The sequence below is a fragment of the Mycobacterium sp. SMC-2 genome, from assembly GCF_025263485.1.
GTDB lineage: Bacteria > Actinomycetota > Actinomycetes > Mycobacteriales > Mycobacteriaceae > Mycobacterium.
In genome coordinates this window covers 604964-627948 of record NZ_CP079863.1, presented here as the reverse complement: position 1 = coordinate 627948, position 22985 = coordinate 604964, and the positions used below count along the sequence as shown (strand labels likewise).

The following is a 22985-nucleotide window of genomic DNA, read 5'->3' as shown; positions in this document are numbered from 1 at the left end:
ATGAGCACTCTTCGGTCGAGCGCGGACGCGCACCCGCAGGTGGCGGAGGCGCTCGAGCAGTTGCAGCAGTTCACTTCGGCCCTCGAGTCCCAGATGCAGCGGACGCACACCGAATCCTTCACGGCCACAGACGAAGCCGAGACGGTCGAAGTGACCATCAACGGGCAACGCTGCCTGGTCGGCCTGGACATCGAGGCCGGCCTGCTGCGCCTCGGCGCCCACATGGTGCAGCAGCGCATCAACGAGGCGCTGGAGAAGGCGCAGGCCGGCGCCTCGGCGGCCCTGCGGGCACAGCAGGCACAGCTGTTTGCCTCCCTGACCGAGCTGGCCGGTTCACTGCAACACACCGTCGGCTTGATCTGAACCTCCCCGGCTCGGATTGTGGGACAACGCCCCTCCTGGGGTCTAGACTCTGCCGGGAGCATGGGCGATTTCGAGCGAGATGTGGGTTCTCCCGGACGGGATTCGGTAGGCGTTGAGCCCGGGCCGCTGGCGGATCTGCTGCATGCAGCACGGCCCGCCCTGTGTTTCGTCTCCAATATCGGGGACTCCGTGCTGACGTTGCCGACCGTGCGCGCGCTAGCCGAAATGTTCACCGCCCCAATCACGCTGATCTGTCCCAAGGTCGCCTTCGACCTGTGCTTCCGGGAGGTGAGTTCGCGCCACGTCGATACCGCGGGGCTGCCGTTCACGGGATCCGCCGCCGCACCTCCTTCGTCGCGCCGCCCGTTCGATTTCGACGCCCTGGCTTCGGAGATCGGCGACACCGACGTATTCATCGACACGCTGACGTGGAGCGCGCTGTCGAGCACGATCATTGGCCCTCTGGTACAGCGCATAGCGCCCAAGAAGAGCATCGGTTTCGTCGCCGACCATGGCTACGACGTGGTGGTCGCCAAAGAGGACTGTCACGCCGCCGACTTGATGTTCAAGTTGGCTCGGCTGTTTGATCCTTCGCTGCGGATAGAGTCCTACGCTCAGCCGGTGCCCATACCACCGGCTGTGCAGGATGAGGCGCAGTCGATCCGCGCCGCTGTGCCCGCAGGGATCAAGGTGCTCGTCGTGCACGCCGACACTCACTGGACAGACAAACGCTGGCCCGCTACCAGATTCATCGACCTGCTGGATCGGTTCTTGTCGCGGCGTCACGACTTCGTCGCGTGGATCGTCGGTATGGGGCACGAGGAGCTTAACGTCGGGCGGGAGCGCGACCGGATCTTCGCCCACCTCGGGCTGCCGCTCGACCTCGCCATGGGCATGGTCGCCACGGCGGACCTGTTCGTCGGGATCGATTCGTGCATGCTGCACGCCGCCGACCTGGCGCGCGTACCGGGAGTGGGTCTCTTCGGTCCGACGCGGGCCGACACGTGGGGGTTCAGGTTCGGGCCTCATCGGCACGTCGATATGAACAAGATGGCGGACATCACCGTGGATGCGGTGCTCGCGGCGATGGAGGAGCTCGCCGACGAGCATGCCGGACGCGCGAAGTAGGCCTCTGCCTTCGAATCGCGGCTTCCTTCGCACGGATTCGTGCACTCACCATGCCCGATCCGGGTTTAAGCTCGGCAAAGGATGGTCGGATTGAGCGAACTCACGGTGCTGCGGGGCGGACACTCGGTAACGGTTGAGCGTGGCCTGCTAACGCATCTGCTGCAGGCGCGTAGACCCGCTGTCTATTTCTCCACTCTTATCGGGGACTCCGTCCTGGTGTTGCCGACGCTGCGGGCGTTAGCCGAATCGTTCAGTGCGCCAATGACACTGATCTGCCCGCAGGTGAGCTTTGACGTGTGCTTCCGGGGGCTGGGTGGGCGACTCATCGACATCACGGGGTCACCTCCGATCGGGCCGCCGCTGGGACCAGCGTCAAATCGAGTACTGGATTACGATGCTCTGGCCGCGGAGATCGGCGATGTCGACGTATTCATCGACGCCGTACCGTGGGACGTGCCGTCGAACGTTTTCGCCCGCTCTCTTCGGGAGCGGCTGTCGCCCACGACGAGCATCGGCTTTCCAACAGGCGACGCCTACGACATCGTGGTACCGAGGGATCTGCCGCACTCGGCCGACCTGACCTTCAAGTTGGCGCGCCTGTTCGATCCCGCGGCGCGGATCGAAAGCTATGCCTCGCCGGTGCCCATTCGACCGGCCGTGCAAGCGGAAATCCGGGCGCTCCGTTCCGCACTGCCCGCCCGGACCAAGGTGCTGGCCGTGCACGCCGATACCACGTCGTTGAACAAGCGGTGGCCGGTCACCCGTTTCATCGACCTGCTGGACCGGTTTCTGTCGCGCCACCGCGAGTTTGTGGCCTGGGTCGTTGGGATGGGGCCCGAAGAGCTCAACGTCGGCCGTGAGCGCGACCGCGTGATCCCGTACCTCGGAGTACCGCTGGACCTTGCGATGGGCATGGTCGCCGAAGCGGACCTCTTCCTGGGAATCGACTCGTGCATGCTGCACGCTGCGGACCTGGCCCGCATTCCGGGAGTGGGCCTTTACGGTCCAACCCACCCCGACAGATGGGGTTTCAGGTTTGCGCCGCACCGGCATGTTCACGCGAGTGCCATGACGGACATCACCGTCGACATGGCGCTCGGCGCGCTGGAAGATCTCGCCTATCGCGAGAGGGCGAGCCGCACGTGACGGCGAGTATGCAGAGCATTCGCTGTCACGCTCAGCTCGAGCCGGGGATCCGACTGCTGCAGCAACGCATTGCCGTCCTCGGGGGACGCATCGTCCGCGGTTGCGAGGGCCATCCCCCTTGCGGTGATTCCGGCCTACATCTGCGGCACGTCGGGGTTGTGGCGACTGGCGAACACGCCCACGGTGAGCTCTTGGAAAAGCTGAGACATGTTGCGGTGCAAGCGAATTCAGCTACGGATCCCACCTGCCGGGTATCGGTCGCCGTCAACGAGTGCGAGTTGGCACCGAATTCGCGGCAACCAACGTGGGCGGTTGACATCGTCTTCGCCCCGCGGCCCGGCCTCGACCCCCGCGACTACTTCGAGCACTTGGCCGCCAGCTACTCCGAACTCTGCGAGCAGCTGCACGGAAGCATTGAGGACCGTCGCGATGCGACCACCGCCGGCTTGCTGTCGGCCGCGCGCCAGTTCTACGACATGGCGCTGTCATGGCACTGCAAAGAACCGGTCTTTTCTCCCGCTGGACAGGGTATTTCGGCGATGACGCTACATGTGCACGCGCTCAACTTCGCTCTCTGGCATCACGAAGACGCCGTTCGTCGCGCCGGCGTCAGTGACCGCGAGGTGGCCCGCAGGAAAGGTTGCATCGATGATCTCAACGCTCGGCGCAACGCGGCCGTCGAACACATCGACGCGACGCTGCTTGACCGCCTCGACCCCGACGACGCCGCACCGCTGCACACCGAAACGCCCGGCACGATCGTCGATCGGCTGTCGGTTCTGACGCTGCGGATTTTGCACACGAACCAAGCAGAGGGCCCCCGTTCGCGCCTTGCGGTGCTCGGAGAGCAGCACGACGACCTTTTCTGTGGCCTAGAGCAGCTCTTGGCTCAGCTCGACAACGGCGAAGTCAGATTCAAGCTCTACCGACAGTTCAAGGAAGTCGGGCAGCGAAGTTACTGCGCGCTGTTCGAGAATCGAGAGGACTGATGCGGATCGTTCAATACGCCGCCGACTCCCACCACCGTCGCCAGTCCAGGAAAGGGTCCTTGTGCGCCTCGTATTGCAGGTGCAGGGCCAGCGAAGGTAGCGGTGTGAACAGAAGAATCTGCTCGCGCCAGATCTTATTGATGGTCGATTCTTCGAAGATATGATGCTTGACACCGTAGGGCGTACTCGAATAGCGCGCGAGCCGCTCGAAAAGCTCCCAGTTGCGCCTCAATGTAGTGGCTTCCACCCAGCAGGTATTCGTCGTGTGGGTGTTCGTTCGCCAATGGCGTCGGGTGCCATACAAGACTCGACAATTATGTTGACTGAATATCGGGCTGAGATAATTATTGGGATCATCGTACGGATGCAGGGCCACTTCCCGACCCTCGCATTTCCTTTTGAACAGCGTATGAGCCTCTAACATCTCAGGTATGGCCGAAGGTGCGTGTAGGTAATCGTCCTCGACGAAATAGACAAGGTCGCGGGCGTCGTCACGAGCTCTGGAGAACGATGCCAGGCAAGACGCGTTATAACCCCGATCTGTGAGCGCGACGAATTCGACCTGGTGCCGGCATCCATCAAGTATTCGGCGCAGCGCCGTAATGACGGTGGAGGACGAGTGATCATCGAAAACACGCAGGAGGATGTCACCCGGTGCTTCGTTGATCGAGGTGACCAGCGATTGCGTACATCGAAGCGTGATTTCGCTTTTGGGAGCGCCGACGTATCGACGCCCGCCATGCACGCTTATTTCCGAATGGGTTTGTAGATGGATGTCGAGTTTCATGACTGTGGTGAGCCTAGCTCAAAATCCGTGCCTTTCACGGCGGCCCGGCACGCGACCCCCACCGGGGAACGCGGCCGACGGCTTGGGGTCGTCCTGCCGTGCTTGCCGGACTGAGGCGTCAATCCGGTCGGCCTCGCGGTAGCAAAGCGCGAGGAGACCCCGCCCGTCGGACCCGACCCACCGGCATCCGCGCCGGACGGCGGGCGTCGATCCGGTCACATCCACTGCAGCCTGCCGAAATTCCGCCCGAAAGGGCGAAAGCAAGAGCGCAAATTGCTGCGCGTGGGCGCTGTTTGGTGACTTAGGATTAACCATCGTGAGCGGTAGGCGCACCCTGCACCGCCCGTAGGACTTGGCGCTACGAAAGGGGTGATCGGTGGTTGCACCGCATCCTGTCTTCGGTGGTGCCGCGTCCCTGTCATGTGCCGATGGTGTGGTCATCAGTCGCCACCGCCGTGCGGCCCGGCCGGTTTTCGGTCACCGGGAATCCCTGGGGAGGTCGCGCGGCCAAGGGTGTGACATACCTATGCTGACGGCTTCAGCAAAGGAGAATGAGCCGACATGACTCAGATGCTGAAGGTCGAGTACGAGGAGCTCATGCAGCGGGCCGCCGAAATCGAGGCGCCGCTGCCACCCATCCCTTCCACCAATCCGCAGGGACCATGCCGCCTTTCGTTTGTCAATGACGCTGCCACACAACTCGCGCTATCCGCCGATGCGATGCGGCTCTATTTGAAAACCTGTGAGCGCGAATGGAAGGCGTTGGCGAAATCGCTGCGAAACGCGGCCAAGGCCTACGAAGAGGTCGACGAAGGGGCGGCGGAGTCGATCAATGCCATCGGCACCGACGGGTCTTCGTCGGGTGCGGCACCGGCCGCCGCAGGAACCAGTGCCGAAATGTCGGCCATGTGCGACCCGGACGAAGACTGGGGCTGGGATCCACTGCCGTCCCCGAAACCGCCACCGGCATTTGAATACCCCTACTACGAGGTCAGGCAGGCGGCGAAGGATATCGAGGCCGGCGATCAGGGCGCGGCCTTCAGGGCGTTCGCAAAGGAATGGGATGCGTTTCAGCGGGAACTCCAGAAGACGGCCTATCGGTTCCGCCCTTTCGTCTCCTGGGAGGGCGAATCGCGGGATCTTGTCGAAGTAAACTTCGATGCCCAGCGCCAGTGGATCGTTTCGATGGCACAAATGTGCGTGACGCTCGGCAACCAGGCCAACAGGGTGGTCGACGCGCATAAAAAGGCACGAGTTGCGTACGGGGATTCCGCCTCGCGTAATCCGGACGGAACGTGGGCAATCGAGACTGAGCACCCCACGAACTACGAGGTAGAGCTGAACGACTGGTGGTTTAAGAAATACACGCAGGATGGCGGCCACTACTTGTATATGGCGATCAGCTGGTATGAAAGTTTGCAGGCAAAGTCAGAGCGGTCACTGGAGCTTTACGTTTCGAACGCAGGCTTGCCGATCGCGCCGGTGAATCCGAAGATGCCGCCCAGAGCCCAGTACATTCCCCCGCCGCCCGACCCCAACGCCCCCGAGGAGGACGGGACGATCGATCCGATCATTCCGGGCCTTGTGCCCCCCGGTGAGGGTAGTGGCGTGCCCGCCACGCCCATGATGCCTACCGTGCCGCAGATCCCAGGAGCCCCGGGAACAGCGGACCAACCGGCCATGGACGCCGCCATGAAAGACGCGTTGAAGGGCAAACCGGGCCTGCCGGGCGGGGGCGGGCTCAAACCGGCCGGGTTGGGAGGCGGCGGCGGGGCCGGTGTGCCGTCGATGCCGTTGCAGCCCGCGGTGGACGCCGAAGCGGCGTCCCGGCTTGCCGGGGCGGCGCCCGGGGCCGCGGGCCCGGGCCGCGGGATGCCCGGCACGGGCAGTGCGGCGGGCGGCGGCATGGGCGGCGGCATGGCCCCGATGGGCGGGCCCGGCCAGAACCAAAACCAGGGTAAGGGCAAGCGCGTGCAATCCGATGACGAATCGCTGTACACCGAGGAACGCGCATGGACCGAGGGCGTTATCGGAAATCGCCCGCGCAAGACGGCACCCGACAAGTAAGGATTGCGAATGACCGTGGAAATGCATCCCCAGGTGGCAGAGGCGCTGCGGCAGGCGCAGCTGTTCCAGTCGGCCTTGGAAGACCAGCAGCACCGAACGAATACCGAAACATTCACGGCCACAGACGAATCGAAGACAGTCGAGGCAACCCTCAATGCTCGGCTTTGCCTGACCGGTCTGCATATCGAGGACGGCCTGCTGCGCCTGGGCGCGGAAACGGTCGGGGAGCGTGTCAACGAGGCGATCGGCAACGCGCGGGCCGTCGCGACCGCCGCGATCGACGCCGAGGAGGACCGGCTTATCGAATTGGTCGCCGGCATCGCCGGTTCGCTCAAAGAAACCCTCGGCTTAACCTGAGCGAAACCCGGTGCGGGACATGGATTTGATGTTCTCCGACCGGCGGTGACCGACGCTGCAATTTGCCGCAGTGGGCTTGGCTGAACCTCGATTACGCTTACTAACCATGATGTCCGGTACCCCCCAGCGGCCGACGCGTTTCCCCGTGCCGCCGCGAGAGGAGTAGGCAATGGGCGTCGCGAAGCCGATCAGCGAGTACGCCGCGCAGATGCTTGCCCCGGACGCCTGGCCGGAGGTGGACGAGGACAACTACTACGACCGGGCGCAGCAGTACACCGAGGTGCTGCGGCAGGTCACCGCGGTGTTAGAGACCTGCCAGCACGAGCAGGGCGACATCTTCGACGGCGGGTTCTGGTCCGGGAGCGCCGCCGCCGCCGCCAAGAGCGAGCTCGGCACCAACATCGATGAGCTCAAAAAGTTGCAGAACGGCCTGGCGACGGTGATCACCTGGCACAGGTATGTCGCCGATTCGGTCGCTCAGGCCAAATGGGACGTGAGCGACATCGTCGATGCAGCGCAGACAGAAATCAGCGCCCTCGAAAACGACTCCACCCTGGATGCCGCCGAACGGACCACCGCGATAAATGCGGTGGTCAGCACCGCCTACGGGGCGAACCTCAGCGTGGTCACCGGAACCGCCGAGCGGATTGTGGCGAGCAAAGCATGGAAGCCGCCCCACAATGCGCTGCAGGACTTGCTCGATCAGAAGACACCGCCCCCGGTCACACTTCCGGACACCCCGCCCTCGCCCGGGCAACCCGTCGAGGAAGAGGGTCCCCGGCCCGGCCCGGCGCCACCGGCGCCGGTGACGCCACCGCCTGCGGCGCCCCCACTCGCGCCTCCCGGAATGCCACCACCAGGAATGCCCACACCGGGAATGCCCACACCGGGTCCCGGGGCGCAGCCCCCTCCCGGGATGCCGACCGTACCGGGCCAGGCGCCCGCACCACCGGCCGCCAAGCCCGGCGGCGGCGGGCCCGCGGTGCCGGGCGGCCCGGGCGGTTCGCCGGCGCCTCCGTTGGCTCCCGCAGCTCCGCTGAGCCCGGCGGCCTCGGCGGAACCGCTCGGTGCGGGCGGACGCGGCAAGGGCATGACGCCGGCGTCGCTGATGTCGCCGTCGGTGGCGCCCCGCACGGAGGAATCGGCCTCGGCTGCGCCTGCCGGCGCCGCGGGCATGCCGGCTGGACTGCCGGGCGCGTCGGGCGGCGCGTCACGCGGTCGCGGTGGCGGGGCGGGCTCCGGTGCTTCGGCCGGGCAGAAACCGACAAGTGGTTCTGCCACGACACGACCGGCGGCGGCCCGCCACCGCCCGGCGACCACTCAACCGGCCGCTTCCGCCGGCGACCCGGCGTCGGCGAAGGAGCGGAGTGATTCGCCGGATGCCGTTGTGGTGACGCCCATCATCCCGGTTTCGAAAGCGCGCGCCGAACGTGACGCCATCGCGGACGCGGCCACCGCCGACGCGGAGCGCCGCCAGGGCGGCGGGTCCGATCCGCTGCGGCTGGCGCGGCGCATCGCGGCGGCCTTGAACGCGCCCGGCGCCAATGGTGCCGGCGAACTCGGATTCTTCTGGGTGACGGCGGTGACCACCGATGGCGCGATCGTGGTGGCCAACAGCTACGGGCTCGGCTACATCCCCGACGGGGTCCAGTTACCCGAACAGGTGCAGATGGCCAGTGCCGACGACGCGATTCCGATCGCCGAGCGGGCGCGCTGGGCCACCTACCCGGTGATGGCCGTGCAGGGTTGGGCGCAGCATCACGACCAGAAGCTGCGGGCGGTGATCGCGACCGAGGAGCAGCTGGCCAATTCGGATCCCGGCGCGGCCAAGGTCGTGCTCAAGCCCGACGACATCCCGGACAGCGGCGACATGGTCGGTCGATCCCGGCTGGAGGTGCTGGACCCGGAGGCGGCGTACCGGTTGGCGGAGACCACAGACGTGCGGTTGGTCGACCTGTTGCCGCCGGCGCCGGCGGATGCCACGCCGTCGGCGGACAGCCACCGGGCGCCCGAAGAACTGATGGACTCCGATGCCGCGGCTCAGCTCGCCGCCTCGCTGGCCGACGGGAAGATCAGCCTGCAGGAGATGCTCGCCCAGGTGCCGAAATCGCCCGAGGATGCCGCCCCGCCCGTCGACCGGCGGCCGATGCTGTGGTTCGACGTGATGAAGCCGCTGGCCAGTCGTTCACCTGGGCGGCAGGCAGCGCACTTGCGGGCCTTCCAACGCTACGCCGAGCACGCCCAGGAGGTTTTTGTCTCGGAGGCGCACACCGCGGTCGACCCGGTGGCCCAGCGCGCCGCCGTCGCCGACTGGCTGTACTGGAAGCACCTCGCCGGGTTGTTGACGGCAGCCCTAGCCGAAGCATCGTGAGTTGGTGGTCCACTCCACACTCCGACGAAGCAGCGGGCCTTCTTCCAGAGGTTCCGGCACCCCTCGGCCGGAGCGAAGAAGGCCCGCCTTCGTCGGAGCGTCAACTGATCACCGGGGGTCCTTGTCCTCGACGACTTCCCTGCGCCGCCGGCCGATCACGCCCTCGGTCCACGGCCGCCGCTCGGTATAGAGCGACTCCTGATCTTGTTGCGCGCGTTTGCCTTTGCCGTTCTGTTGCCCCTGAGGCCCGGGGGCGCCCATCGGCGCCGCGCCCATGCCGCCGCCCAATGCGTCGCTGCGGCCTGGCATTCCGCGGCCCGGGCCGGCGGACCCGGCTGCCGCCCCGGCGGGCCGTGACGGCGCTTCGGCGTCCACCGCGGGCTGCAACGGCATCGACGGCACACCGGCTCCGCCGCCGCCCAACCCGGCCGGTTTGAGCCCCGGGGTTTTCGGCGGGGCGGGCGCCCCCCTCCAAACGCCCGCCCCCGTCGGGTCAGTGGGCATCGCCGGCGTACCGGCGAATGGTGCACTCGGCATGCCGGTGGGGGTGGTCAGGTATTCGTCGCCGTAGGGCAACTCGCCGTAAGGGGTGTCGGGATCCGTCTCGTACGAGCCGGGTTCGGGTGGCGGGGCGATGTAGTAGGCGGCAGGAGGCTTGGGCGGATTGATCGGCGCCAAAGGCAGGGCCGCCCTTCTTTCGTATTCCGCCAGTACCTCCTCCGACTTCTTCTGCAACCTGGCGTACTCCTCTTCCAATGCGGGCTTGACGCTGCCTTTCCAATGCTGCGCGGGCAGATGGCTTTGGAAGTACACCCAGGCGTCGTCGAGCTCCTTCAGCTGCGCGACCGTGGGGTGCTCCGTGACGGCCCAACGGTGCGTCGACACGACCCCTTGCGCCTGGCTGACCATCGCGCCGGACAACGCCGCCATTTGGTCGAGCCACGACCGGTGCGAATCGAAGTTGTCTTCAACGGCATAAGTCGCGTCGCCGTACCAGTCGACGAACGGCCGGAAACGATAACGGGCCTCCAACAACGCTCGCTGGTGATCGGTCCACGCCTGTGCAAACAGGTCGAACGAGACGCCCTGATCAAGTTCGGCGATCTCCTCGGCGGCCTGCCGGACGGGGTAGTAAGGCGTCGCCTCGATCGACGACCCCCCAACCTTTTTCGTGTCGCTGAGTGTCAGCGGGTCGGGACCCTCGTCCGCGACGCCGGGGGCCGCGGCCGAAATCGACGTGCCGTCGTTGATGGCCTCTTCCGCGCTCTCGTCGACCTCCTCGTAGGCTTTGGCCGCGTTGCGCAGCGAATCCGCGAGGCGGCGGCGCTCGCGTTCCCCCACCCCCAGGTAAAGGCGCATGTTGTCGGCGGACAACGCAAGTTGCGCGGCGGCGGCGGCGACCGTGGCCAGGGCACAGGGCGCTGCGGGGTTGTCCGCGGGCTGTCCCGGGAACGCGGCCTCCACCTCGTCGGCCCTGGCCATCAGCTCCTGGTATTCCACACTCAGCGTCTGCGGTTGGGACAGCGTCTGCGTCATGGGATGATCTCCTCGGTCCCGACTGTAGTCAGGTGACTACAGTGCACTACCCGGGAGTGTAGTCATATGACTACAGACGGCACAAGCCCCTCCGACCGGGAGTTTTCCCACGGGTGGCGGGTCGCAGCGGCACACGCCGGCCCGTTAATGGCTGGCCGGCAGACGTTCGAAACGTCCCCTGCGGGCAGCAGCTTGATGCGCGGGTGGTGCCGGGCGCTTAACCGCTCAGAGGGGCGTCGCCTGCGTGCCGGCCGGCGTCCTGGGCTGGGCCGGAGCCTTTTCGGCCGTCTCAGCGCCCGGCGCCGCGCCGCCGGCCTGCGCCTCGGCCGGCCCGCCTTCCTCGTCGGCCTTCGGTTCGTCGACCAGCCGGTCCTCGTCGGTGGAAGACGGGTCCCTCTTGTTGCTGTCGGCGAGTTGCGCGGGCGTGGCTCCGGCGCCCTGCATGCCCTGCATGCTTCCCATCGCCCCCTGCATGCCCTGCATCACGGATCCCAGCGGTCCCGCTGCGCCGGCCAGTTGGCCGAGTTGAGGCGTCGGCGTACCGGGCTGCGGAGTGGGCTTGGACGTGCTCGGCTTGTCGCCGTCTTTCGGTTTGTCCGTATCGGGTTTGTCGCCCGGGGAACCGCTCACAGGCTCTTTCGCGGCGGCGCGGAACTGGACTTGGGTCAGGTGGTCACCAAGCCGCTGGTCGGTATCGGTGTACATGCCGGCCGCAGCAGCGATGCTCGATCCGGTCTTGGTCAGGGCGGCCTTGACGGCGGGCAACCCGTCGGTCACCGGTGATTCGATGATCGGCAATGTCGAATTGATGGCCGCTGACACCGAATCCGTCCCGGGAGCCACGATTGGCGCGGGCGGCACGGGAAACGGCAGATCCTGCAGCGTGTTTCCTGCGGTCTCCAAGCGCGCGGGTTCCACGACCAATGGCTCGATCATCAGCCGATCTCCTCTGCCCGCTTTCGATTACGAGAATCTTACCTAACCTGCGGGCGCCTGAACCGCGGCAATTTTTGCCTGCCCCGTCAGAATTGAATGTTGCGGACCATGTCGTAGACGCCCGTGACCCACAACAGCATTGGCAGGATGGCGGCGACCAAAACCCCGTCGAGCAGTTCCAGGACGCGCTTCGCCACCGGTGAGATCCGGCGGATCCCGACCGTGGCCCCGACGACCGCGAGCGCCACCACACTGATGGCCGCCAGGATGGTCAGGAAGAGCCATGCCAGGTGTGGATACCAGAGGCTCAACCTCGCGGTTACACCGATCGGAATGGCGACGGTCGCCGCGAGCAGCGCCCACGCGCACCACCGGTCGGCGTAGAGACGTGACCTGAATCCGCATGCGGCGGTGACCAACCCGGCGACGACCAGGCTGTGTACGAAGAAGTGTCCGCGCACCACGATCGCGATGACACCGGCAGCCAGCACCAGGGTGCCGGCCGTGACGAATCCAATCAGCAGTCGCGTGGCAAGCTCGCTGCGTTCGGTGAGGCGTGCGGCGGAGCTCGGCACCGAGGCGATGATGGCCTGCCACGTCCTGGCTTCTTTGTCGTCGCCGAGCTCTTGGCCCGCAACGGGATCGAGCAACTCGTCGTGCTCGACGGCCTCGCCGGGCGCTGGGATTGGGGGCAGGGCGATCCGGGCGACCGCGACGGTCAGCTTGGCCGCATTGGTGATGGTAAAGAGCCCAAACGCAATGGCTCCCGCCGGCACCCAATGCTGCCAGCCATAGCCGAAGGCGAGGGCGGCCGCGGTCACCGCAATCGATGTGACGACGACGAATGATGCGAGCTCGGAACGCCGGCGTGGGCCACCCCTGGTCAGCAGCGTCAAGAACAGCACCACCGCTGCCGCGCCGGCGAGCTGGGGCGCCCCGAACGGAGCCGCTCCGCGGGGCGCCGGAATGGCCAGCGCCGCAGCGACGGTGATCAATGGCGCCGCCGTCGCCAGCAGGCTCTCCGACAGGCTCAGATTCTGGTAGAACTTCTTGGCCACCCAGCTGCCCGCCAGCGCCGAAAGGCCGGCGATGCCCAGCGCGAGCGGCCACCACAGGTGACGGCCGGTGTTCCACCATGCCAGCGCCGCGACGGCGGCGACCGCCACGGTGACGATTGGAAGCGCCACGCCGATAAAGCGATTCAAAGCCGGTCGGTCGAACTCGGCCGATTCGTCGAGCACGGCGATCGCGTCGATGACGTCCTCGACGAGCGGCCGGTATCGCTCGGTGCGGCTCACCGGCACCAGCGTCAGCAGCGATCCGTCGACGATGACGGCGTCGTCGAGCGACTTGTCGGGCTTCAGTGGCGGGGCCCCGGGCCGGGCGAAAGTCCATGCGCCCTGGGCGGAGAAGTCGAAGCCGGCCAAGACATCGGCCGGAGTGTCTTCGAGAAGTTCGGCCAGCACCGAGACGGTGTCATCGATGTACGCCTCTATCGGCGCAGACGATGGCAGGACGATATCGGTCATCCGCCGTCCGGTAAGAATGGTCACCCGGGTGGTTGCGGGCTTGGCGGGGGCGGTGGTGCCGGCGGCACCCGCAGTCGCGGCTGCGCCGGGAGTAGCGGTGGGTGCGCTCAACGACGTTCACCCCTGTCGAAATCGTCGGACAGTGCTGCGGCAAGCTCGGTAATCCTACGCTTGTAAACGGGGTCGAGCAGGCGGATTTCGATCCCTTTCCCCGTCGCGACGTGTTTGTCCCACGGCAACACCACGACGCGATCCGGGCGAACATGCTGCCCGAATTGGCGCACCAAGTCGGTGATCGCGACGTTGGGTTCGCCCGGCACCACATGGTTGATCACCACGCATGCGCGGCTCAGCAGATCCTGATGACCGCTATTGCGCAACCAATCGATCGCGACCGCGGCTTGCCGGGCACCGTCGATCGATGCGCTGGTCACGATCACCGCCCCGGATGCGGTTGCGAGCAGACCGCGCGTCAAGCCGGCCCCGCAGTCAGTCAGCACGACGCTGTAAAACCTCGACACCGTGTCGGCGGCCTGTTGCCAGTCCGCCGCACTGAAAGCGCGCGGCACCGTGCTGTAATCCGCCGCGGCGAGCACCTCGAGGTTGACCGCATTGACGCTGGTGAGCGACCGCACGTCGTTGTAGTGCGAAAGGCCTTTCCCGGCGAGCAGATCGACAACACTCGAAGCCGACCGTTGCCCTGCCCGATCGGCCAGGTTGCCTGACTCCGCATCCGCATCGAACGCCAGGATCCGGTCGCCGCGCACCTGTGCCAGCATCGAACCCAGGGCGACCGTCAGGGTCGTCTTGCCGACACCGCCCTTGAGGCTCAGCACGGCGATCTGATGAGAACCGCTGGGAATGCGCCGAATTCGCCGGTGTAAGTCCAGCTCATATCGCTCGTCACGGGACGGGCCCGCGTTGATGCGCGTCAACTTGTACACCGTACGCCGCCAACCCCGTTGCGGTACCGCCTTTTCGGCTGACTTCTTGGCGGGCTCAACACCAATGTGGGTGACCGCATCGGTTGTGCCGCGTTCGCCGTTCGCGGGCACCGGGGGCTTCGGTGGCGCCGGCGATTCCGTGGGCCGTTGCACCGCGGGGCGTGCAGGACTGGCGGGCGATGCCGGCCGTTCACGTTGTTTCAACGGCACTGGCCCGCCGTTCGGCTCCGCCGCGGCGCGGTTGGCGCGTGGAGTTGATGGGGCGGAGGGTCCGATCGTTGCTTTGACGTGATCGGGTTGCTCGGCGCGATGGCTGTGTCGCCCGGTGCTGGGGAGGTTTGGCCCGTTGGTGTCGTCGCGGTTGTCTCGGCGCGAATGCCGGGCATGCTGAGCCGGCGTCGGCGGGCGCGGTTCCGATTGCTGCGCTGCCGATTTCGCCTCGAGCGGCGGAGGCCGCTGGCCGCGATCAACGGGCGGAGGTTCGGCCGGGGGCTGCCTCCGCCGCTCGACCGGGGGTGGTTCGGGCAGCGCTTGGGCGGGTTGCTCCGTCAGTTCGATCGGTATTGGGGGTCGCGCCGGCGGGCCCGGTTGGGTCTGCTCGACCGGGGGTGGTTCGGGCAGCGCTTGGGCGGGTTGCTCCGTCAGTTCGATCGGTATTGGGGGTCGCGCCGGCGGGCCCGGTTGGGTCTGCTCGACCGGGGGTGGTTCGGGCAGCGCTTGGGCGGGTTGCTCCGTCAGTTCGATCGGTATTGCGGGTCGCGCCGGCTGGCTTGGTGCGGTCCACTCGACGGGCGGCGGCTCCGGTGGGGCCGAGGAAAGATGCTCCTCGAAGTGGATGGGCATCGGCGGCGGGCTATGGCCGTTCGGCTCGTGCGCGCTGGGCGGGGCGGGCGACGTCGAAACCGGCGCGGACGCCATCGCAACCGGCGCGTTGACGTCGAATTCCGTCTGCGCCGCAGCCTCATCCGCAATTTCCATTCCCTCGGGGGATTGGAAGAGCCGGTCGTAGTCGGCCGCCATCAAACCCTTTCGTCAAACTCGTTTCACGCGAGGAAGCACGAGAAGAGCCTAGATCTCCCGTTAGGTCGACGTGGCCCAATCTCGTGCTTCGCCGCTCGCCATCGTCTTACGTGAACATGCCCGTGACGCCGGATTCGGTTTGAGCCATCGCCTGGCTGGCCTCCGTGATGCGCTGAGAAAGCGCCTGCAACGCGGCGTTGAGTTCAGCGGACGTGTCGTCCCAATTCCGCTGGACCTGCTGGTAGGCCTCCGAACCGCTGCCGCCCCACGCCTCGGCCAGCTTGGCGAGGGAACTCTTGCCCTCGTCGAGGAGACCCTGGGTGGTCTGCACAGCGCCCGCAATCGAGCTGGATCCCGCTTCGATACCGGCGAAATTCCATGACTGTTCCGACATATTGTTGCTCCGTTTCTTTGTGTTGCTGAGGGGGTGATGGGTCAGAAGTTCATCTGCGACGACAGCGAACTGGCTTGTTCCTCGTCGGCCGAGGAGTACTGGATTCCGGCGCCGTGAATGTTCTGCGAAATCTCGCTGAGCGTCTTGATCTGGGCTGTGCCCGCTTCGTGGAAGCGCTGCAGCGCCTGCTGAGCGGCCGCACCGGCTTGACCGCGCCAGTGGCCGGCCAGCTCGCCCCCGGTGGACTCCACGGTCTGGATGACCCGCTGGAGCTCGCCGGAGATCCTGTCGAAGTTGCTAGCCTCAGCGCTGAGGGTAGCGGCATCGGTCTTCATCTCTGCCATGCTGGACTACTTTCTCTGTTTCCTGTCCTCGCCAAGTGATGGCAAGTCTTCCGGCCCGGGCGGCCGGGAAGTCTCTTTTCTGCGGGCGCTCACCAGTCGTCCTCGTGCTCGAAATCGACGTCCTCGGCGTCGTCCAGGCGCGAGGCGAGCAGCGCGGGGGACGCCAGCCCCGGGCGGGTGGCTGCCGCGGACTGAGCGGCAGAACCGCCCATGCCGACGGGGGCCGCGCCCCCGGCCGCCGACGACCCGGCCCCGGCGCCCGCGGGAGCCATGACCTGCGATGGCCTGTCAAGCAACTGGTTCATTAGCGATGTGCGGGCTGCCGTTCCGCCGGCCCCGGGCAGCGCCTCCGAGCGCATGAGCCCCATGCCCACGCTCGGCCCCGATCCACCCGCCAACGGGTGGGTGGAGAGCGGGCTGGCGCCGACCAGGCCGACCTGGCCGCCGTCTTTGCCGGGCAGGTGGCCGAGCTTGTCGCCGACCAGACTGTCTCCGGGGCCGCCCATGCCGCCGGACTGGCCGGCCATCGAGGTGAGTTGCTGCAGCGGCTGCATCAGCTGCTGCATCGGTCCGCCGAGCTGACCCAGTTGCCCCAGGGACGGCATAGCCGGCTGCTCGAGGGGCACCTCGACCTCCGGAACGGTCTCGGGGATTTCGTCCTCCACCTCCGAGAGCGCGCGCATGGCCGTGGGAATCGCCTCGGAGCCAACGGCCGAGAGGGTGCTCAACGCTTCCGTCGCCACCGCTTCACCCACACCTGGCTGCAGGATCGGCTTGATAGGGGGAAGCGGCTCGAAGGTGGTGTTGGCGATCGTCTCCACCTGATAGATGTCCATGACGGCCGCGGCCTGATTCCACATTCGGACGAAATAGTCGGTTTCGTTCAGCCCGATCGGGACCATGTTGATGCCAAGGAAGTTCGTGGCGGTAAGAACCGCGTGCGTGATGTGGTTGGTCGCGATCTCCGGCAACGACGGCGTCATCGCCAGCGCCTTGGTGTACGACGCGGCCTGCGCCGCCGCGCGTGCCGCGCGCTGTTGGGCCTGCTGGGCCGCGGTCTGCAACCACGCCACCATCGGCATCGTCGCGGCTATGGCGCGTTCGCTGCTCATGCCGGTCCATGACGCCTTGAGGGAAACCAGCGCAGCAGACAACTCGAGCGCCTGGGTCTCGAGCGCGCCCGCCAGCGCTTCCCAGCCGGCGGCGGCCTGCAGCATCGGCGCCGGACCCGCTCCGGCCATCAGCCTCGCGGTGTTCAGCTCCGGTGGCATCGCGTGCCACAACATGGTTATCCAGTCCCCTTGTTTACGAGCGCTTTTCGGCTATCTCTTGTAGCCGGCTGGTATGTCGAAGGGTCCGTCGCCTGCGGCTGAACCCCGGCCAGCGGTGGCGGCGACTTCGTCGCCAATACCGGCAACGATCGGGTCAAGTGTCATTTTCTGCATTTTCCGTACCTCTTCTGCATATCCGCTCGAAATAGCTATTCAATTAGGGCAAAACAACCCATTGGTCAACGCGATCTCGGCTCGCTATGCGTGCGGTGGGTCCAGTGTTCTTACTGGGCGCTGGGATAATCGTAACCGCCTCCTGGAGGTGGTGAGTGCACTTCTTCTGGGGGATCCATGTAGGCGGCTTGGATGACCTCTTTCCCCTCGGGGGCGACCAAAAATGCCTGGCCAGGCGGTCGCCGCTTCACCTGGATGTCCCTCGACGGGAAGTCCTGTTTGTCGCCGGAAAGGAACAGGGTGGGCGATCCGGCGCCGTAGGCGGCGCCGACGAACTTGTCCATAGTCGCCTTGTATGCGGAACTCATTTGGCACGTCACAATGATGTGCAACCCGATATCCTGAGCGGCGGGTAATAAAGGCGCCAGTGGCGCCATCGGCGGTATACCTCCGGCCGCCGCGACAATCATGTGCCAGTCATCGACGAGAAGAACAACGTCGAATCCGCTCCACCATGACCGGGACCGGAGTTGCGCGGTGGTCAGGTCGGCCGGCGGCAAACGCTTCTGCAGGTTGACCGCCAGGGCCTTGATGGCTTCGTCGAGCGTCGTGCTGTTTCGGTTGATTGCGCCCGCGTCGAGCAGATGGCTCTGGGGCACCGCGTCCAACAGCCCGGAGCGGTAGTCGGCGAGCATGAACCGCACCTGTTTTGGGCTGTTGCGGGCACAGATGGCCCGCGCGATCGCGTGGGCGGTGCGGGTCTTCCCGGACTTGGGGGCACCGAAGATCAACAGATGCGGCGTGCTGTACATGTGCGCGTAGGCCACCGACAGATCCGTCTCGCGCACCCCGATCGGGATCGTCCAGCGCGTGCGGTAGTCGGAATCCGGTCCCGGTGGGTTCGGGTCGAGCTCGTACAGGTAGATCCGCTCCGGAAGCACCCGGACCCTCGGCGCCTGCTCGGTGTGTTGGGCCGCAACCTCATTCACCGCCGCGGTCATCGCCTCCACCAGGTTGTCGGCGCTGTGCACACCGTCGAGGCGGGGCACACCGATCATCAAGTGGTGCTTCTCCGTCGACATCGCCCGGCCCGGACGATTCGCCGGAATCTCCCGGGTCGCCCGATCGATCTGGGTGTCGTTGACGTCGCCGAGCCGGAACTCGATCTTGGTGCCCAGGTAGTCGCGAACCCGCGACTTCAGCTCCGTCCAGCGCGGCGTGGTGATGACGACGTGGACGCCGAACGACAGGCCCTGCGCGGCCAAATCCTGGACTTGCGACTCGAGATCGGGGAACTCGCTGACGAACGCCGGCCACCCGTCGATCACCAGGAAGACGTCGCCGAACGGGTCGGCCGCGACGGGCTGGTTCGGGTCTTCGCGCAGCTGCCGATACGCGGCGATCGAACCCACCCGGTGCTCCTTGAAAGTCGCTTCCCGTTGCCGCAGAACGGCTTGCACCTCCGCGACCACGCGCATGACGCGGTCGGGTTCCGTGCGGGTCGCCACGCCGCCGACGTGCGGCAGGTTTTCCAGATAGATCAGTCCGCCACCGCCGAGGTCGATGCAATAGAACTGGACTTGCCTGGGGGTGTGGGTGGCGGCGGCCGACAGCATCATCGTCTGCAGCAGCGTGGATTTCCCGGTTTGCGGTGCACCGCCGATGCCGATGTTGCCGCCGGCGCCGGACACGTCCACGCCCCAGGTGGCTTGCCGGTGCATTCGCGGCTCGTCCATGATGCCCAGGGCGAACCGCAACGGCTGGCGATCGTCCTGGGCGATGAGCTCGTTGACCGGGGTGGGGTCGGTCAACGGGGGCAGCCACATCTTGTACGCCCGCGACTCGGTGGTGCTGAGTTGTTCGAGCACCACCTCGCGCAGCGCCCGGCCCTTGGCTTCGACACTCATCGGCGCCGCCCCTCCTCGTCGCCGGCGCTACTCATGACGCCATCACCTCGTCGGGCGTGGGGCCCGCGGTGAACTGCTGGATGCGAACCGTTTTGGGGCCGGTTTGCGGGGCCGCCCCGTTGCCCTCACCGTTCGCCTCGGCCCGAGCGGCCGGGATGTAGGTGTTGCCGGTATACAAGGTGCTGAACTTGACCGGGTCTTCCATGCCCACCCGCAGGAATCCGACGCCGCTTTCCTTGTTGGTGATGTACTGCGCCTCCGGGGTGCCGATCACGGCTTTGGATTCGTGGGAACTGGTGGTGCGCAGTGCAATGCGGTACGTCAGGTTCGGCTCCAGTTTGTCGATGCGCACGCCGCCGGTTTGCAGCGACTGGGTGGCCAGTAGCAGGTGCACGCGCAGCGACCGCCCCACGCGGCAGATCCTGTCGAACAGGCCGATGAAGTCGGGATGGCTTTGCAGCAGCTCGGCGAATTCGTCGACGACGACGAAAAGCGTTGGCAAGGGCGGCAGGTCGGCGCCGCGCTCCCGGTACTTCTCGTACTCGGCCACCCCGGAGAGCGCTCCGGCGGCACCCACCTTCATGCCGGCCTGCCGCAGGATGCCCTGCCTGCGGTCGAGCTCTCCGGTCAGCACCTCACCCATGCGGCTGACGAGTTCGGCCTCCTCGGCCATGTTGGTAACCACCGCCGCGGTGTGCGGAAGCTTTTCCATCCCCAAAAATGTTGAGCCGCCTTTGAAGTCGGTTAGCAGCAGGTTGACCTGGTCCGGGTGGTGCATCGCCACCAGCGACAAGATGAGGGTGCGCAGGAACTCGGACTTGCCCGACCCGGTGGTACCGATCAGCATGCCGTGGGGGCCGGCGCCGAATTCGGCGCCTTCCTTGATGTCCAGGTACATGATGTTGCCGGTCTTGAGTTCGTGACCGAACGGGATCTTCAGCCGATCGCGGTCGGTGTCGGTGAACATCCGCCAGCGGCTCGGCGTCACCTCTTCGACGCTTTGCGCGCCGACCAGTTGATGCCATTCCGTCGCCGTCTTCTTCTGGATGCCCGTGCCCTTCTTGTCCAGCACGGTGCCGGTGATGGACCAACCGGCGAGCTTTCGCGCGATGCGCCTCGCCTGGTGGGGCGACACGCGGTCCGCGACCGAGGTCACCTGACGGAACTGCTGCCCCGGCAGGCGGTCGTCGGCGGTGCCGTCCTCGGCGACCCTGATGCGGTAGTTCGAGCCGCGGTGGTTGCCCAGCGTGATCACCGTGACACCGGCCCTGCCGTCGGGCGGGAAGCCCGCCCTGCCGCCGGTCAGGTCCACCACCACCACGTACGGGCCGCCCGGAAGCGAATCGGGGGTGTGCGGCCCGCGGGCGGCCAGGTCCGACAGGTTGTCCGGACGGGTGTAGATCATCCGAACCGGGCCGGCGGCGTCGGTCTCGGTCGGATGTTGCACGTGAGGTAGCCATTTCAGCCACGACCAGTCGGGATCGTCCGGGCTCTCGGTGAGCACCCGGATCTGCAGCAGGTCGGGCGGATGGAAGACGGCCAGGTGGCAGATCATGGCGGTCAACAAGCCGGCCGAACCCGCCGGGTCACCACCCACCGCGACGGTCGGAAAGGTGCGCAGCTGCACCAGCTTTGGGCAGTCATGGATAAGGCCGTGGGTGCGCAGGAACTTGACCACCCACATGTTGGCGACCGGTTCGAGGTAGGGCTGCGGCGCCGCGGTGGGGCCGGCCAGTTCGCCGCCCGCCGACGGCTTCATCAGCCGGTCCACCGCCGGCTGATCGCCGATTCCGATGCGGGTAGCGGCGTAGAAATCGGCGTTCGCCGGGCGCGACCACTGCCGCGGCGTGCCGATGAGCGAGGCGAGATCCTCGGGATGCGGTGCGTGGTAACCGAAGAACGCCACCTGCGCGCTGGCCGATGACGTCACCCGGGGGCGGAGCCCGGCCAGGTAGCGCAGGTATTCCTTGCGGTCGGCGTTGATCTCGGGCACTTTCTTGCCGCCGCCACCGTGACCGGCCATCATGCCCATCGACATCATGATCATCATCAGCGGCATCATCAGCATGTACGGCGACAGCTGCCTGGTGCCGGTGACCACCATGATCGCGATCATGCCGAGCATGCAGACACCCATGACGTACGGAAGCGCCTTCTGCACTCCCGACGGCGGGATGTCCACGCCAAGGTCCTCGGGTGGGGTGAGGCTGATCTCGCCCGGGGTAAGCCGGGGACCGCGCGTCACGGTGGGGGTGAACTTCTTGGTCGTCATGAGGGCCCTCCAGGGGCTGCCGCAGGGGCTTTTCGCGGGCTCGGGTCGGCGGGCAACGTGTCGTGCTCCAGCAGCGCGGCCTCCTTGGACAGCACTGGACCGTCGACGAGGAGGCGAATGATCTCCCAGGGCGCGGTCTTCGGCGCGCGCAGACCCAAAGCCGAGGCCGTCTGGGCGTCGGGGAGCCCGTAGCGCACACCCTCCGGGTCGACGTAGTACAAAGATTCGCCGTACCGAGGATCCGGGGACTGCACCTGCACGTACTTGCCGCCATCGGTGTAAATCGTTGCGGGCCCTTGGATTTGCTTGATCCCGGAGTTCATCGCCGATGCCGGGATCGGCAGATGACGGCCGGTCAACACGGCGGTCTTCGGCGCCTGGTCACCGGCTTTGCGTTCCCACGTCCAGCACAGGGTGGGGTCGTGGGGCCGGGAGACGATCTTGACCGGTTCGTCGGGCAGCGGCGAGTTGTACACCACCTCGGGAACTTTGACGATATCACTCGGCACCACTGCCGGGGGCTCCACCAGGCCGTAGGACTGGATGGCGCGCAGCGCGGCGGCGGTGTTGGCGTTGACGGGCGCGACGCCGTCGAGCAGCACCACGAAGTAGCGCGGACCCGAGTCCGCGTGGATCTGCACGATGGATCCGACCACGAGCTGTTCAGGAAGGCCGAAAGTGTTGGGAGATCCGGCCCCCGGGATCGGGGGCAACTGCCAGGACCCGGCGTCCGGAAGTGCGTTGAACATGGCCGAGGAGAGGGGGCTGGGCTTGGCGGTTCCGCGGATCCCCACTGCAAAGGTCATCGGCCGGTCACTCAAATCCGTTGCGTGCCGGCCGCGGGCGTCCACGATCCAGTCCTTGCCCTGGTAAGACGCCAGCAGCGCCTCGTGCGGAAGGATGGGGTCGATCACGACAGGCTCGATCTGCAACGGCATCGCCACCACGGAGGTCTGCACGACGGGAGCGATGCTCTCCGCCTGGGTGACTGTGTCGCACAGCGCCCATGCCGATGAGGAGTCTGATGACACGGGCGTGGCATACGGCGCACCGGGGATGCCGATGGACTGACCCTTCGGAAACCTGCTGAGCTCAGCGGGTTTAACGGCCTTCGGTTCGGCGGCATTGCCCAGGACCAATCGTGCCGAGGTGAGGTTGTAGACGGGATGCAGCTGGCCGGACACCATGAGGTAGAGCTGGTTGGTGGCGCGGTCGACGAAAAGGTTGCCGCTGCCGAGCTTGCCCTGGGGTTTGAAATACGCCATCGCCAGCGCGCCCACCACCACGAGGACCGAGACGAGGACACCCAGCGCAACCGAGCGGCTGTAGAACTGCAGCGGGTCGTCGAACATTCGGGTGTCGCGCCTGACGATGGCGTGCTCGAGGCGCCGCAGCAGGAAACGCCAGCCGCTGACCTGAACCTTGGTGGTTAGCCGAAACCCTGCCATGC

Annotated in this window: 18 protein-coding genes; 7 read left to right on the top strand and 11 right to left on the bottom strand. The window is 66.4% G+C overall.

Features of this window, described 5'->3' with window-relative positions:
- The 4 genes from KXD96_RS02970 to KXD96_RS02955 all read left to right on the top strand — a co-directional run bounded on the left by KXD96_RS02970 (position 1) and on the right by KXD96_RS02955 (position 3626).
- Entirely contained in the window at positions 1-363 is a 363-nt protein-coding gene (locus tag KXD96_RS02970) for a YbaB/EbfC family nucleoid-associated protein (protein WP_260742821.1), read from the top strand.
- A gap of 60 nt (positions 364-423) precedes the next feature.
- Positions 424-1491, top strand: coding sequence for a glycosyltransferase family 9 protein (locus KXD96_RS02965; RefSeq protein WP_260742819.1), 1068 nt, complete (start codon positions 424-426; stop codon positions 1489-1491).
- A 216-nt stretch (positions 1492-1707) separates the two neighbouring features.
- Positions 1708-2637 (top strand): glycosyltransferase family 9 protein, encoded by a 930-nt coding sequence (locus KXD96_RS02960; protein ID WP_260742818.1) that lies wholly within the window; start codon positions 1708-1710, stop codon positions 2635-2637.
- Between the two features lie 368 nt (positions 2638-3005).
- On the top strand, positions 3006-3626 hold the full coding sequence (locus KXD96_RS02955) for a DUF4254 domain-containing protein (protein WP_260742817.1): 621 nt from the start codon (positions 3006-3008) through the stop codon (positions 3624-3626).
- Positions 3627-3636: 10 nt separating this feature from the next.
- Here the strand turns inward: KXD96_RS02955 and KXD96_RS02950 are convergent, their stop codons facing one another.
- Complete coding sequence (locus KXD96_RS02950; RefSeq protein WP_260742816.1) at positions 3637-4413, bottom strand: hypothetical protein; 777 nt, start codon at positions 4411-4413, stop codon at positions 3637-3639.
- A 561-nt stretch (positions 4414-4974) separates the two neighbouring features.
- Between KXD96_RS02950 and KXD96_RS02945 the strand changes: the two genes are divergently transcribed.
- The 3 genes from KXD96_RS02945 to KXD96_RS02935 all read left to right on the top strand — a co-directional run bounded on the left by KXD96_RS02945 (position 4975) and on the right by KXD96_RS02935 (position 9208).
- Positions 4975-6480: a PPE domain-containing protein gene (locus KXD96_RS02945; protein WP_260742814.1), complete on the top strand. Its 1506-nt coding sequence runs from the start codon at positions 4975-4977 to the stop codon at positions 6478-6480.
- 9 nt (positions 6481-6489) lie between these two features.
- Complete coding sequence (locus KXD96_RS02940) at positions 6490-6837, top strand: YbaB/EbfC family nucleoid-associated protein (RefSeq protein ID WP_067748608.1); 348 nt, start codon at positions 6490-6492, stop codon at positions 6835-6837.
- Positions 6838-7006: 169 nt separating this feature from the next.
- Entirely contained in the window at positions 7007-9208 is a 2202-nt protein-coding gene (locus KXD96_RS02935) for a hypothetical protein (RefSeq protein ID WP_260742813.1), read from the top strand.
- A gap of 108 nt (positions 9209-9316) precedes the next feature.
- On the opposite strand, the gene KXD96_RS02930 is transcribed toward KXD96_RS02935, so the two are convergent.
- From KXD96_RS02930 to eccB, 10 genes are all read right to left on the bottom strand, one after another.
- Entirely contained in the window at positions 9317-10744 is a 1428-nt protein-coding gene (locus tag KXD96_RS02930; protein ID WP_260742812.1) for a PPE domain-containing protein, read from the bottom strand.
- A 225-nt stretch (positions 10745-10969) separates the two neighbouring features.
- Positions 10970-11680: a hypothetical protein gene (locus KXD96_RS02925; RefSeq protein ID WP_260742811.1), complete on the bottom strand. Its 711-nt coding sequence runs from the start codon at positions 11678-11680 to the stop codon at positions 10970-10972.
- A gap of 86 nt (positions 11681-11766) precedes the next feature.
- Entirely contained in the window at positions 11767-13209 is a 1443-nt protein-coding gene (eccD, locus tag KXD96_RS02920; RefSeq protein WP_313901617.1) for a type VII secretion integral membrane protein EccD, read from the bottom strand.
- A 107-nt stretch (positions 13210-13316) separates the two neighbouring features.
- On the bottom strand, positions 13317-14144 hold the full coding sequence (locus KXD96_RS28705) for a MinD/ParA family protein (protein ID WP_396877845.1): 828 nt from the start codon (positions 14142-14144) through the stop codon (positions 13317-13319).
- Positions 14145-15279: 1135 nt separating this feature from the next.
- Positions 15280-15567 carry a WXG100 family type VII secretion target gene (locus KXD96_RS02910; RefSeq protein ID WP_067754652.1) on the bottom strand — a complete coding sequence of 96 codons (288 nt, stop codon included), beginning with the start codon at positions 15565-15567 and terminating at the stop codon, positions 15280-15282.
- 41 nt (positions 15568-15608) lie between these two features.
- Positions 15609-15911: a WXG100 family type VII secretion target gene (locus KXD96_RS02905; RefSeq protein ID WP_260742804.1), complete on the bottom strand. Its 303-nt coding sequence runs from the start codon at positions 15909-15911 to the stop codon at positions 15609-15611.
- A gap of 89 nt (positions 15912-16000) precedes the next feature.
- Positions 16001-17197: a PPE family protein gene (locus KXD96_RS02900; protein ID WP_260742803.1), complete on the bottom strand. Its 1197-nt coding sequence runs from the start codon at positions 17195-17197 to the stop codon at positions 16001-16003.
- A 269-nt stretch (positions 17198-17466) separates the two neighbouring features.
- Entirely contained in the window at positions 17467-19263 is a 1797-nt protein-coding gene (gene eccCb, locus KXD96_RS02895) for a type VII secretion protein EccCb (RefSeq protein ID WP_260742801.1), read from the bottom strand.
- Between the two features lie 31 nt (positions 19264-19294).
- Positions 19295-21535, bottom strand: a complete 2241-nt coding sequence (eccCa, locus tag KXD96_RS02890; protein WP_260742799.1) for a type VII secretion protein EccCa — start codon at positions 21533-21535, stop codon at positions 19295-19297.
- Positions 21532-22983, bottom strand: coding sequence for a type VII secretion protein EccB (gene eccB / locus KXD96_RS02885; RefSeq protein WP_260742798.1), 1452 nt, complete (start codon positions 22981-22983; stop codon positions 21532-21534). The genes eccCa and eccB overlap by 4 nt, the downstream gene beginning before the upstream one ends.
- Positions 22984-22985: the final 2 nt, after the last annotated feature.